Origin of the sequence: Acetobacterium sp. (assembly GCF_041752335.1) — a bacterium.
Classification (GTDB): domain Bacteria; phylum Bacillota; class Clostridia; order Eubacteriales; family Eubacteriaceae; genus Acetobacterium.
The window spans coordinates 1-10,488 of sequence record NZ_JBGSHG010000126.1; the positions used below are offsets into that span (position 1 = coordinate 1).

The following is a 10,488-nucleotide window of genomic DNA, read 5'->3' on the forward strand; positions in this document are numbered from 1 at the left end:
GATTTGTTTATACCCGTTATTAGCTATTTTAGTTGCTATTCTCGGGGAGTTGATCAATAAAGTTTGTTGTGAGATTAGAACGAGCATATTTATTCGTGTTATTGTATAGATTTACAGGTGCCTTCGTTTTTCGGAGGTTTCCCACTCTCTTAACTTTTCAGCTTAACTTATGAGCTGGTCTTATTGAAAAAGAAGATCAGGAAGTGGCACCATTATTTCAAATAACGCTTTAGTTCTTGATAGAAGTTTTCACGTGTTCCGGCCATGATTATGACAACGATATCACCATTTTCTAATTGAGATATGCGGTAGGCGAGTTCATAGTTTGTCCGGTTGTGATACAGATCAAGGCAACAGAGTCCTTTTAAGTCACCGGTTTTGGCTTCTCCAATATCAGGATTCTCGCGGATGCTCATAATCGCTTTTTTGAAAGCATTTTTGAGCGGCTTTTTTTAAAGAATCTTTCTGCGATGGGTGTGTAGATCACTGGAAGCATTTTTAAGACTCCAGTTCATCAGTTCCAAAGATTGCATCAGTTGGATCAACATAGTTAACTGAGCTTGCTTTTGCAAGGGCGTCGGCTTCTTCGATCATTTTTTCTATCGCCGGTCGAATCTGATGTGTTATTTTTTTAAATTCAGAAAGTAATTTTTCACCAGCATAGCCTTGATCAATTAAATCGGCAAGTATTTCTTCCGAGAAGGCTAGTTCATCTTTTTTAACAGGAGTAAGGATAAGCATGCCATTAGAGTAAATGCAATCAAGTTCCTTTGTTAATCCAAGAGCTTCATAGTATTTGGCTGGAATGGTAATTTGCCGCTTAGAAGAAATGTGGATTCGTTTTTTTTCGAATAATGGATTGTTTTGTTTTATTCGGGAGTTTAACATAAATTTAGGTTCCTTTCTTAAAAAGTGCAAAAGCTTGGTTTCCTTACTTTGATTATACGCTCGTTTGATTAAATCGTCAATAGAAAAAGATGTGAGCCTAGTTAAGTTAACGGTGCCACTCTCTTGGTATTGGTACCTGATACCTGACACCAACTTATAAACTTTATTACAGAAGTTCAGGGTAGTGTAATTCGCCATACATAAGTGCAGAGATGACGTTTTCTAATAACTCCTGCCTACACCCATTTTTAATTGCAGCTTTGTAATCTTTTTTAAACCTTGATGTGATTACAAGCTCATATTTTTTCAACGGTTTAACTCCTTAAAAAGCTCTTCGGTACTCGTGAAGTGTTTCGTCTTTGGATCATTTAATAATTCTTCTGCTTCTTGAATTGCAGAAATCGTATCCTGATTGGATACTTCAAGTCTAATTTCAAAAGGAATTCGATGCTCTCTGATCGATTGTCTTAAAAAGAGATTCACTGCCGTTGTCATATCCAATCCAAATTCTGCAAACAACTTTTTTGCCTCGTGTTTAATTTCACTATCCATTCGGATGTTCATACTTGTCTTAGGCATGATTAGCCCTCCTTATTTCATTTTATCATTGCACGTCAATCATATCACTTAATGTGCCTATTAGCAACACAAAGGTAAAGGTAAATCTTCTGGTAGCGGTGCCACTGGGGTAGCGGGGGTAGCGGTGCCACTCTCTTAACTTGTCAATAGTAGTAATCAGGTAGCGGTCGGGTGGTCTTTAACATACATAGGTAGCGGTACTAGTAGTAACGGTGCTACTCTCTGCGCATTTTTGAAGGTTCGGATCGGGTTGAAAACAAGGAGAAAAGTACCACCCCAATCAAAACGGTCACCGCTAAAAAAATGACTAAAAAAACATTGGATGAACTACTAAAAGAAATTACCCAGGATGATGAAATCTATGATGCAATAAAATCAGGATCAAGAAAAAGAGCATTAAGCAGTTATAAAAAAGAGTTCATTCAACTGGCATTAAAAGAAAACTATACCATGCGGGCAATCGGAGAAAGCATCTCTGTGAGCGAAGTTGCCATCTAAAGAAGTAGTGGTGCCTGCCACTAATTTATGAACTTATGATAGAAGCGGCACCACACTCTGAGGGCAAGACAGGTTAGCAGATGTGTAAGGCTATATTAGATTCCGTTTAAAAATGAATATTTAAAAAAATAATAGACAAACTTGGGGGCCTGGCTATTAAACATTTCCCGGGTCACCTTGCTGTCAAAAAGCTGCTCTGGTTGGTAGCTGGAGTTGTCTGAATAACTGACGTAAATGGGTTTATCTTTAAATGTATGTTGAAAAGCCAGCAGCCCTCTTCTGGATTGGGGCGGGGAAAAAACAACCAGCATCGATTGCACCTGATGGTCGCTAACATAGGCTTCCTGACAGGTTGCGTTTTCAATGGTGGACGTGGCCTGATCGTCAATGGTATAGGTCGTATCAGCAAGGCCGGCGGCGGCCATGGCTTCATGAATCATTTTGTTATTTTGATTGTATCCGGAAAAGATAATAAAATTGCTATAACCTTCTTTAAATAATCGGATGCCTTCAGCGATGCGCAGCGCGTCTTCTTCGCCGCTGGTCACGACGATCACATCGGCGGGCTGGATGTTTTTCTCAACCACCAGATACCGGGCAAACCCTTGGACGACTCGGTCGGTGTCGGCAAAAAGGTAAATGCCCAGACAAACGGCGCTAAAAAAAATCAGCAGCTGAGTAAAGTAAAGCCCTTTAACGATTATCTTCAAAATAATTTTAACCTTGGTCATCTGGCGTTCCTTTCGGGGGTTTCTTTTTTTTGTGCGGGATTGAATATTAAATTAGTGAGAAACCGCGGCCCAGGATGGCTGACCAGTTGCTCTTCTGAAACAAAAAACGCACAACGGTAACCCGATGTGTTTCTTCTGATAAAATGTAAAAAGCAAGGTAACCGTTTACCATGACAAAATGGATTCCCCAGGAAGCTAAAACCGGATCATCCACCAGCTTAAATTTATTAGGAAAGTCAGCAAGGGCGTTAATCAGTGCTTCAGCTTCGTCTAGCAGGTCATCGGCAGCTTTGGGATTTTTGAGAACGAATTCGATATGGTCTGAGGCTCTTAAAAGATCTCGTTCAGCGGCAGCTGTGATGTATACTTCATAGATCATTTGTTGCGTTTGCCCCGGATGGAAGAGATTGCCTCAGAGAAGGGCCGGGTATTGCTATTTGCAATATCATCCATTCCGTCTTTTATTAGTCCATATAATTCAAAGCGGCTGTTCATTTCCTCATAGGCTTCAATGCTCATTACGGCAAGATCGCCTTTTCCGTTTTTGGTAATGAAAACGGGTTCCGAATAATTATGACAGAATTTTGAGATTTCATTGTAATTGTTTCGTAGTTCAGCACTGGATTTGATTATGGGCATGATAAACACCTCCTTATATAACAAAATTATACACGTATTTTGTTATATGGTCAAGTAAGTCCTCGAATAGCGGTGCCACTCTCTTATTCAACTAACTTATTGAGAGGTGGAGTGTAAAAGTGACAGTGGATATTTCAGCGAACTGGTCTTTAAATACTCTGTTTTTAAGTAAGGTCACCAACTTTTGCTTTGTTGAGATTGACTTTTCATTAAACGTACGCTATAATGTACGCAAACAAGAGGAAGTAAGTGAGCGGAGGTGGTAAAGATGATAAATATTAATGCTACGAATTTACGAAAGAGTTTGTTTGAGTATTTAAATTCAGCCGTTGAGTATAATGATGTAATCAATGTCAATACTAAAAAAGGAAATGCTGTAATTATTAGTGAAGCTGATTATAACAGTATGCAAGAAACACTCTATTTGATGGGTATTCCGGGCATGAAAGAACGTTTAGATGAGGGTCTTAGTCTGTCTGCAGAAGATTATGAGGATTTTGAGTGGTGAGTAAGTATCGAATAGTATTATTAAAGACAGCACAGAAAGATAAGGTTAAGGTTAAAGAGAAACCAGCTTTAAAGAATAATGTAGATCGTTTGATTACCCTACTAAAAGAAAACCCTTATCAAAATCCACCATCATATGAGAAGTTAAGCGGACAGTATAAAGATTTTTATTCGCGACGAATTAATCAACAACACCGTTTAGTTTACAAGGTTGATGAAGATCAGATGGTTGTGATTATTTTAAGTATGTGGTCACATTACGAATTTTAGGTAGCGGTGCCACTTTGATCACAAGAATCAATTTCAACAAAATAAAACGAGGAATAGTCATTTTATTTTAGTGATCTTAACGAAATTGCCACAGATTTATTGCCATGCTGGTATGCTCGTGAATATAAGCCAAAGCCGAGCGACTCTTTAATTCATCCAACGCTTTATCCGCCTGTACCAGACCATAGCCGTATGCTGGCCCGGTTTCACTAAAACTCAGTGCGGTTTCTTTTAATAATGACTCAAGCTCATCCGCCGTTAATGAAGGATCCTGGGCCAGTAAATTCGCACAAATACCGGATACAATTGCCGCTGAAAAAGATGTGCCATCCTCCCAACCATAACTGTCGCCAGGGCGCAGCACCATCAAGCTTTCGCCCGGTGCATAAAAATCGACCGCATCATTAAACTGCGAAAAAGCCGCAATCTCGCCGTTTAAACCCATCGAACCGACCGAGATAACGCCTGAATAAGAGGCTGGATAATAATAAGGATCAACCCCGGCGACCTCTTCGCCATGATTTCCTGCCGCCGCAATAATTATCTTGCCCTTGCTGATTGCATAAGTAATGGCCTCTGCATGACTTGCATTATACTCATACGAACCAATACTTAAATTGATAATCTGAACCTCTTGCCGGTTTGCAGCATCAATAATCGCAGCATAGATTGCGTTGTTATCAAGGGTCGCATCGCCAATCCGATAGGGGGCAATCTTGACATTTGCCAGACCGGCCGATCCGGCAATCCCGATTCCATTATTGGCCACGGCCGCGATACTACTACTCACCATCGTGCCATGTCCTTGCGTATCAATCATATCGGAAGTATTTCTTAGAAAATCATATCCATCCGTGATCCGGCCCTCTAAATCAGTCAGATTGACATCTAAACCGGTATCCAAAACCGCCACCACGATTTCATTCTCGGCATCAATGGCATTCCAGGTATCATCAATCCCGATCTTGGCATACTGCCAGGAAGTACCTAAATAAGGATCATTAGGATAATTTTCGTTATTGGCGGCAGACACTAAACCAGTTGGTAGATAACTCATAATAAAAACTACACCGACCAATACACTTCTTAATTTCCTGATACTTTTCATTTTCTTGTTCTCCTTCCAAATTAAAAAAGCAACGTTTTGCCGCGTTGCTTTTAAAGTCTTGTAAAAGAGACTGTTTTGCAACTGGCTGCCATATAAAACTACTTAGGCCCTTTAGTTTTGCGTCCTCACTTTTCAATGAGTTTGCCAAATATTAAGTTTTTCTATCAAAATAAAAAATGTGCAACGTATAGGAACGTTGCACATAGTTATCTCACTGTATGTATGCAACTGGCTGGCTTTCCATTTGGTTAAGCCCCTATAGCTTTGCGTCATTATCTTTCGATAATTTTGCCGAAACCTTATTCAATTATTGCCACAAGGATTATTAATATATTAATATATTAATAATTAATATATTACAATGTGATTATTTTCCAAATTATAATCGATCTATTGTAGACAGTCAAGCAAGTAGGTAACCATTAAGCAAAAATTAATTTTTTTCGTCAGTGGTGCCACTCTCTTTACCTTGCTGCAATGATAGAATTGTTATTTAATGATAGCAGAATAATTAATCAAAGATGAGGAAAGATTGATCACATTTTTTGTTTTTAATTTCAAATCGTGTATAATAAGAATTAGAATGACTGGTGCTTAGAAAAAAAGTTTTAGTCAGTCAGTGCCCGCCAAAAAAGGAGTGAATTTTTTATCACTATGAAATTTTATTTTGAAAAAATAGTCAATCTGATTGCCGAAGCGGATGATCGGGAGAAAATTAAAGTAAACGAAACGATTTTGATGTTGTCGATGCTGGGACCAATGCTGCTGATGGCAGCAGTGATCAGTGGGATCATTGGTACTTACTGGCAGGAGCGCCTGATTATGGTGGTGATCGCCACCAGCAGCCTGTTTTTCTGCGGCCTTTTTATGATGATACTGATTCGCCTGGAACAGGATACCCGGCTGAAAACGCACTTTATGAGTATCGCCCTGCTGCTGGGTTTATTGGTGACCTTTGTGGCTTATTATGAACGGATTACCATCATTTTCTGGATGATTATCCTGATCATGATCATCATGTCCAACACGATGATCCAACGAACCTTGTTTTACTACATGATCGTTGGCGGAGTGGTTTTCTTTCCGGTCAGTTTGTTGTATTATCCAATCGCATCGATTCAAATTGATGATGCCTTTAACCTGACCCTCGTGGCGGTGCTTTTGTGCATTATTGTGGCCAGTGTTGTGACCAACCGGATCTATCAACAGATCCTGGTGAAAAAATCAGCCATTTATGCTGACACCGTCAGTCAGAAGGAAGACATCAACCAACTCTATGAGGACGTCTTTGCCCATCATCAGCAGCTCAAAGCGCAAAATGACTTGTTGCTTTTCTATAATACCGAATTTGAAGCCAACCAGGAACGGTTGGAATTTTTGGCGTATACCGATACTCTCACCGGAATGCCCAATCGGAAGATGATCCTGGAGCAGATTGACCTGATGATTGATCTGAATAAGGAGAACCCGCATCACTTTGCCCTGGTCTTCATCGATCTCGATAATTTCAAAAAAATCAACGATTCGATGGGGCATGGGGCCGGGGATTTGCTGCTGCAACAGCTCACCACCCGGTTAAGAAATGCCATGGACGATAAGGATCTGCTGGGCCGTTTAGGTGGCGATGAACTGGCGATTCTGATTCGCCGCCAGATTTCTAACGAAAAGATCTTTGTGGATACCCAAAAACTTCAGAACCTGCTGGGAAATCCCTTCCGGCTGGATGACAAATCGGTGATTATTACGGCCAGTTTTGGCATTGCTATTTGGCCGGTGGATGCCAGCACCAGCAGCGATCTGCTAAAAGCTGCCGATACGGCGATGTACAAGGCCAAGGCGACGGGAAAAAACTGCATTCAGTTCTACCGCAAAGAAATGAGGAGCGAAGTGCTCTATAAGATGGAACTGGAAAACCAGATGATTGAAGCCTTTGAAAAAGAAATGTTTTTTGTCGAATATCAGCCCATTGTCGATGTGGCGGATCAAAAAAAAGCGAGCTTTGAAGCGCTTCTACGCTGGGAAGCGCCGGGCCGGGGGCTGGTTTCACCCGCCGAGTTTATTCCCATGGCCGAAGAAATCGGTTTCATTGGTGAGCTGGGGGAATGGGTGTTGCGACAGGCCTGCGCAAAAATCAAGGAAGTCCGGGAACGGTATGACATCGACATCCACATTGCGGTTAATATTTCGGCTGTGCAAATGAAGCGCCCGGATTTTCTGGCCGGCGTTAAGGCCGTGTTCCGGGAAACCGGCACACCACCGGAAAGACTGACCTTTGAGATTACGGAGTCGGTGTTTATCGGCAATATGGAACAGGCGATTGACACTATTCGTGACTTGAAGAAATTTGGCGTGATGATCTCCCTGGACGATTTTGGAACCGGTTACTCCTCGCTGAGCTATCTGCTGCAGTTGCCCATTGACGTACTTAAAATTGATCGCTCCTTTATCGCGTTGCTTCAAAAGGAAGATAAAAACAATCGGATTGTCGGCAGTATCATCGAGATGGTTCATGGTCTTGGCATTCAGGTGGTGGCCGAAGGGGTGGAGGAAATTCTCCAGCTTGATTTTCTCAAAGATAAACATTGCGACTGGATTCAGGGCTACCTGATGAGTCGGCCGCTGGGCGATGCGGCTTTGGCTGAATATTTATTGCAGCACGAGGATGAAAAATAGCAGAAAAATCGGCAGCTGGTGGATAGGAAAATTGCCCAGCAGGGTCAAGACACGCTTTATTATCGATGTGTCAACCCGTGTCCCCTAAAAGCCATCACTGTGTTTCTGCAGACAAAAGTGAAAAAGCAATACCGCGGCATCACAAGCTGGCCGCAGTGATTAAAGTAGTGAACTGCGTTATCAGGTGTTCGTCAGAACCCGGATCGAAAGGAAACCATGGAAAACGGATTTATTTATCAAACCCTATTGGGTAAAATTGTGATAACGGAAAATGGACACGCCATCACTGCCGTGATGTTTGGCGAGTCATTGCCGGGGGAAGTCAATGACAGCGAGACCCCCTTGCTTAAACAGGCCAGCAGTCAGCTGCAGGAGTATTTTGCCGGAAAACGAAAAAAATTTGACCTGCCGCTTCAGCCTAAAGGCACCGACTTTCAGCAGAAGGTCTGGAAAGCGCTCCAGGATATTCCCTACGGAGCGGTCGTAAGCTACCAGGACATTGCCCGGGCGATTGGCAATGCCAAAGCCTGCCGGGCCGTGGGTGGGGCCAATAACCGGAATCCCATTGCTATTGTTATTCCCTGTCACCGGGTGATTGGTAGCGATGGCAGCCTGGTGGGTTATGGCGGGGGACTTGAAATAAAAAGACAGCTGCTGGAATTGGAGCAGCAATAAGCTTGAAGATAAAAAGACAACGATGGGGTTGTTTTTTTTTGATTTATTGCAGCTTAACTTATTAGCTGGTCTTATTGGAAAAAAGATCAGAAAGTAGCACCAAAGATTACATCGGTGCCACTCTTTAACACACCATGAAAAGGTAGCCCGGCCTGGTAAACGTCGGCATAGGTGCCATCTTCAATGCCCTTCAGATCGACGGGATTGATCACCAGGTTTTCCCCGGCCTCCAGGCCGTTGGTGATGTAAAAAATCCCTCCGGCACCGACTAGTACCAGGACACCGAGAATAAGGAGCTGTCGGGGCCTGCCGCCAGGGTATCAGGTCATTAATAAAATAAAACCAGAATAATATATTTTATTTTGACAGAACAAAATAAAATAACAAAAAGTGCGTATAGTGCGTATAATTTGTTAGGAATCGATGCCTACTACCAGGTTATAAACATATGGGTGCTACTTTCTTTTTACCGCAGTTACTATTGTTATAAAAACAGATATAATAATTTAAAAAGTAGAAAGCAGGTAATTCTTTATGTGTACAAGCCTTACTGTGATGACCACAAACCAGATTAATACGTTGGCCAGAACCATGGATTTTGCTTTTTCATTAGATCCCGAGCTGATCTTTGTGCCAAGGAAGTTTCCATTAGTGTCGGAGGTGGATCAAACGACCAGGCCGGTTTAATATGCGATGATGGGAATCGGCCGGAATCTGGGTACCTATCTTTTTGCCGATGGCCTGAATGAAGCAGGACTGGCCTGTGCCAGTTTATATTTTCCGGGTTATGCGGCGTATAGCGATGGGATCGTTCCCGATCGCATTAATCTGGCTCCCCACGAAATGGTCGGCTGGCTGTTGACTAACTTCTCAACCCTTGAAGAAGTGAAGGCGGCGATCCCACAATTAAATATTGTCAGTACACCGCTTAAGATGATGAACGTGATTACGCCGCTACACTGGATTATTACCGATAAAACCGGGAAGACCCTGGTGATTGAACCGATGAAAGACGGCATGGTTATTTATGATAACCCCCTGGGGGTGATGACCAACAGTCCGGACTTCAATTGGCATTTAACCAATCAGAGAGATTGACAACCAAACCCGTATCCAAAACTGCTACCACGATTTCATGCTCAGAATCAATAGCATCCCAGGTATTATCAATCCCGACCTTGGCATACTGCCAGGAAGTGCCTAAATATGGATCATTCGGATAATGTTCGGGATTGGCGGCAGACACCAAACCGGTCGAAAGATAACTTAGCATAAAAACGGCACTGGGTAATACACTTATTAATTTCTTGACAGTTTTCATTTTCGATCTTTCCCTTCAAATAAAAAGAGCAACGCTTCGCCAGTTTCAACATGGTTTTTTAAAAAGAATATATTGAAAATGGTTGTCATATAAAATTTTCTTAGGCCCTTTCCTTTTGCGGCCTCACTTTTCAGTGAGTTTGCCAAATATTAAGTTTTCCGGCTAAAATAAAAATGTGCAACGCTTCAGTACGTTGCACATAGTAATTACTACGGTATTTATGCAACTAGGCTGGCTTTCCGTTTGGTTAGGCCCCTATAGCTTTGCGATGATAACTTTCGTTTAGCAGCGCTACGATCTTAACTTGCGTGACTGGAATCATTGAAAAAGGAAAACAGGAAGTGGCACCTTTATTTCAAATATCAAAATGACAATGATGTAGGTCGATTATTATGTGCGAAGTTTGAGCGTTTAACTCATTATAAGGGGCGTTGAAATAATCAATCTTATCACAGACAAAAGAATTATAAGCTTCAAAAAAGGGCATCCATTATGGATAGTCCTTTTTCTTTGTGCGCTGCTGAAAATCAGGTCAACACGGATGGTGCTGTGTTCAAAATTAATAGTAAACAATCAGGGACGATTCTTCTTGTGATAAA

Annotated in this window: 15 protein-coding genes, 1 pseudogene and 3 riboswitches; of the genes and pseudogenes, 6 read left to right on the forward strand and 10 right to left on the reverse strand. The window is 41.8% G+C overall.

Annotated features, from left to right (window positions below; all coding sequences use genetic code 11):
- Nucleotides 1-212: 212 nt before the first annotated feature.
- From ACEW8F_RS15330 to ACEW8F_RS15345, 4 genes are all read right to left on the reverse strand, one after another.
- Nucleotides 213-416, reverse strand: a complete 204-nt coding sequence (locus ACEW8F_RS15330) for a type II toxin-antitoxin system RelE/ParE family toxin (RefSeq protein WP_373484336.1) — start codon at nucleotides 414-416, stop codon at nucleotides 213-215.
- 82 nt (nucleotides 417-498) lie between these two features.
- A complete protein-coding gene (locus ACEW8F_RS15335) occupies nucleotides 499-888 on the reverse strand; it encodes an AbrB/MazE/SpoVT family DNA-binding domain-containing protein (protein WP_373484337.1) in 390 nt (129 codons plus the stop codon).
- 166 nt (nucleotides 889-1,054) lie between these two features.
- A complete protein-coding gene (locus tag ACEW8F_RS15340; protein WP_373484338.1) occupies nucleotides 1,055-1,198 on the reverse strand; it encodes a hypothetical protein in 144 nt (47 codons plus the stop codon).
- The gene (locus ACEW8F_RS15345) at nucleotides 1,195-1,467 is read right to left on the reverse strand and encodes a type II toxin-antitoxin system RelB/DinJ family antitoxin (protein WP_373484339.1); all 273 of its coding nucleotides are present in this window, start codon (nucleotides 1,465-1,467) and stop codon (nucleotides 1,195-1,197) included. Before ACEW8F_RS15345 ends, ACEW8F_RS15340 begins: the two co-directional genes overlap by 4 nt.
- Nucleotides 1,468-1,770: 303 nt before the next feature.
- On the opposite strand from ACEW8F_RS15345, the gene ACEW8F_RS15350 reads away from it, so the two are divergent.
- Complete coding sequence (locus ACEW8F_RS15350) at nucleotides 1,771-1,965, forward strand: hypothetical protein (RefSeq protein WP_373484340.1); 195 nt, start codon at nucleotides 1,771-1,773, stop codon at nucleotides 1,963-1,965.
- Nucleotides 1,966-2,060: 95 nt separating this feature from the next.
- On the opposite strand, the gene ACEW8F_RS15355 is transcribed toward ACEW8F_RS15350, so the two are convergent.
- Genes ACEW8F_RS15355 through ACEW8F_RS15365 form a run of 3 tightly spaced genes read right to left on the reverse strand, consistent with a single transcriptional unit; the run spans nucleotide 2,061 to nucleotide 3,335 of the window.
- The gene (locus ACEW8F_RS15355) at nucleotides 2,061-2,696 is read right to left on the reverse strand and encodes a YdcF family protein (RefSeq protein ID WP_373484341.1); all 636 of its coding nucleotides are present in this window, start codon (nucleotides 2,694-2,696) and stop codon (nucleotides 2,061-2,063) included.
- A 46-nt stretch (nucleotides 2,697-2,742) separates the two neighbouring features.
- Nucleotides 2,743-3,075 (reverse strand): type II toxin-antitoxin system RelE/ParE family toxin, encoded by a 333-nt coding sequence (locus ACEW8F_RS15360; protein WP_373484342.1) that lies wholly within the window; start codon nucleotides 3,073-3,075, stop codon nucleotides 2,743-2,745.
- Nucleotides 3,072-3,335, reverse strand: a complete 264-nt coding sequence (locus tag ACEW8F_RS15365; protein WP_373484343.1) for a type II toxin-antitoxin system Phd/YefM family antitoxin — start codon at nucleotides 3,333-3,335, stop codon at nucleotides 3,072-3,074. Before ACEW8F_RS15365 ends, ACEW8F_RS15360 begins: the two co-directional genes overlap by 4 nt.
- Nucleotides 3,336-3,603: 268 nt before the next feature.
- On the opposite strand from ACEW8F_RS15365, the gene ACEW8F_RS15370 reads away from it, so the two are divergent.
- Together ACEW8F_RS15370 and ACEW8F_RS15375 are read left to right on the forward strand one after the other, a co-directional pair.
- Nucleotides 3,604-3,843: a type II toxin-antitoxin system Phd/YefM family antitoxin gene (locus ACEW8F_RS15370; RefSeq protein ID WP_373484344.1), complete on the forward strand. Its 240-nt coding sequence runs from the start codon at nucleotides 3,604-3,606 to the stop codon at nucleotides 3,841-3,843.
- Nucleotides 3,840-4,112 carry a Txe/YoeB family addiction module toxin gene (locus ACEW8F_RS15375; protein ID WP_373484345.1) on the forward strand — a complete coding sequence of 91 codons (273 nt, stop codon included), beginning with the start codon at nucleotides 3,840-3,842 and terminating at the stop codon, nucleotides 4,110-4,112. The genes ACEW8F_RS15370 and ACEW8F_RS15375 overlap by 4 nt, the downstream gene beginning before the upstream one ends.
- Nucleotides 4,113-4,188: 76 nt before the next feature.
- Here ACEW8F_RS15375 and ACEW8F_RS15380 read toward each other — a convergent pair whose 3' ends face one another.
- Nucleotides 4,189-5,220: a S8 family serine peptidase gene (locus ACEW8F_RS15380; RefSeq protein ID WP_373484346.1), complete on the reverse strand. Its 1,032-nt coding sequence runs from the start codon at nucleotides 5,218-5,220 to the stop codon at nucleotides 4,189-4,191.
- Nucleotides 5,221-5,293: 73 nt separating this feature from the next.
- Nucleotides 5,294-5,376: riboswitch (cyclic di-GMP riboswitch) on the reverse strand.
- 64 nt (nucleotides 5,377-5,440) lie between these two features.
- Nucleotides 5,441-5,523, reverse strand: a riboswitch (cyclic di-GMP riboswitch).
- A 351-nt stretch (nucleotides 5,524-5,874) separates the two neighbouring features.
- Between ACEW8F_RS15380 and ACEW8F_RS15385 the strand changes: the two genes are divergently transcribed.
- Nucleotides 5,875-7,893, forward strand: a complete 2,019-nt coding sequence (locus ACEW8F_RS15385) for a putative bifunctional diguanylate cyclase/phosphodiesterase (protein ID WP_373484347.1) — start codon at nucleotides 5,875-5,877, stop codon at nucleotides 7,891-7,893.
- Nucleotides 7,894-8,109: 216 nt separating this feature from the next.
- A complete protein-coding gene (locus tag ACEW8F_RS15390) occupies nucleotides 8,110-8,568 on the forward strand; it encodes a methylated-DNA--[protein]-cysteine S-methyltransferase (protein WP_373484348.1) in 459 nt (152 codons plus the stop codon).
- Between the two features lie 86 nt (nucleotides 8,569-8,654).
- Here the strand turns inward: ACEW8F_RS15390 and ACEW8F_RS15395 are convergent, their stop codons facing one another.
- Nucleotides 8,655-8,780 (reverse strand): hypothetical protein, encoded by a 126-nt coding sequence (locus tag ACEW8F_RS15395; RefSeq protein ID WP_373484349.1) that lies wholly within the window; start codon nucleotides 8,778-8,780, stop codon nucleotides 8,655-8,657.
- Nucleotides 8,781-9,159: 379 nt separating this feature from the next.
- Here ACEW8F_RS15395 and ACEW8F_RS15400 point away from each other — a divergent pair.
- A pseudogene (locus ACEW8F_RS15400) lies at nucleotides 9,160-9,666 on the forward strand (linear amide C-N hydrolase).
- Here the strand turns inward: ACEW8F_RS15400 and ACEW8F_RS15405 are convergent.
- Entirely contained in the window at nucleotides 9,635-9,889 is a 255-nt protein-coding gene (locus tag ACEW8F_RS15405; protein WP_373484350.1) for a hypothetical protein, read from the reverse strand. The pseudogene ACEW8F_RS15400 and the gene ACEW8F_RS15405 sit on opposite strands and share 32 nt — an antisense overlap.
- A gap of 70 nt (nucleotides 9,890-9,959) precedes the next feature.
- A riboswitch (cyclic di-GMP riboswitch) is annotated at nucleotides 9,960-10,043 on the reverse strand.
- Nucleotides 10,044-10,488 lie beyond the last annotated feature (445 nt).

Coding starts and splice junctions, on each gene's coding strand:
- ACEW8F_RS15350 (WP_373484340.1), top strand. CDS start 1,771: ATGACTAAAAAAACATTGGATGAACTACTAAAAGAAATTACCCAGGAT.
- ACEW8F_RS15330 (WP_373484336.1), bottom strand. CDS start 416: ATGAGCATCCGCGAGAATCCTGATATTGGAGAAGCCAAAACCGGTGAC.
- ACEW8F_RS15360 (WP_373484342.1), bottom strand. CDS start 3,075: ATGATCTATGAAGTATACATCACAGCTGCCGCTGAACGAGATCTTTTA.
- ACEW8F_RS15370 (WP_373484344.1), top strand. CDS start 3,604: ATGATAAATATTAATGCTACGAATTTACGAAAGAGTTTGTTTGAGTAT.
- ACEW8F_RS15345 (WP_373484339.1), bottom strand. CDS start 1,467: ATGCCTAAGACAAGTATGAACATCCGAATGGATAGTGAAATTAAACAC.
- ACEW8F_RS15355 (WP_373484341.1), bottom strand. CDS start 2,696: ATGACCAAGGTTAAAATTATTTTGAAGATAATCGTTAAAGGGCTTTAC.
- ACEW8F_RS15385 (WP_373484347.1), top strand. CDS start 5,875: ATGAAATTTTATTTTGAAAAAATAGTCAATCTGATTGCCGAAGCGGAT.
- ACEW8F_RS15335 (WP_373484337.1), bottom strand. CDS start 888: ATGTTAAACTCCCGAATAAAACAAAACAATCCATTATTCGAAAAAAAA.
- ACEW8F_RS15380 (WP_373484346.1), bottom strand. CDS start 5,220: ATGAAAAGTATCAGGAAATTAAGAAGTGTATTGGTCGGTGTAGTTTTT.
- ACEW8F_RS15405 (WP_373484350.1), bottom strand. CDS start 9,889: ATGAAAACTGTCAAGAAATTAATAAGTGTATTACCCAGTGCCGTTTTT.
- ACEW8F_RS15390 (WP_373484348.1), top strand. CDS start 8,110: ATGGAAAACGGATTTATTTATCAAACCCTATTGGGTAAAATTGTGATA.
- ACEW8F_RS15365 (WP_373484343.1), bottom strand. CDS start 3,335: ATGCCCATAATCAAATCCAGTGCTGAACTACGAAACAATTACAATGAA.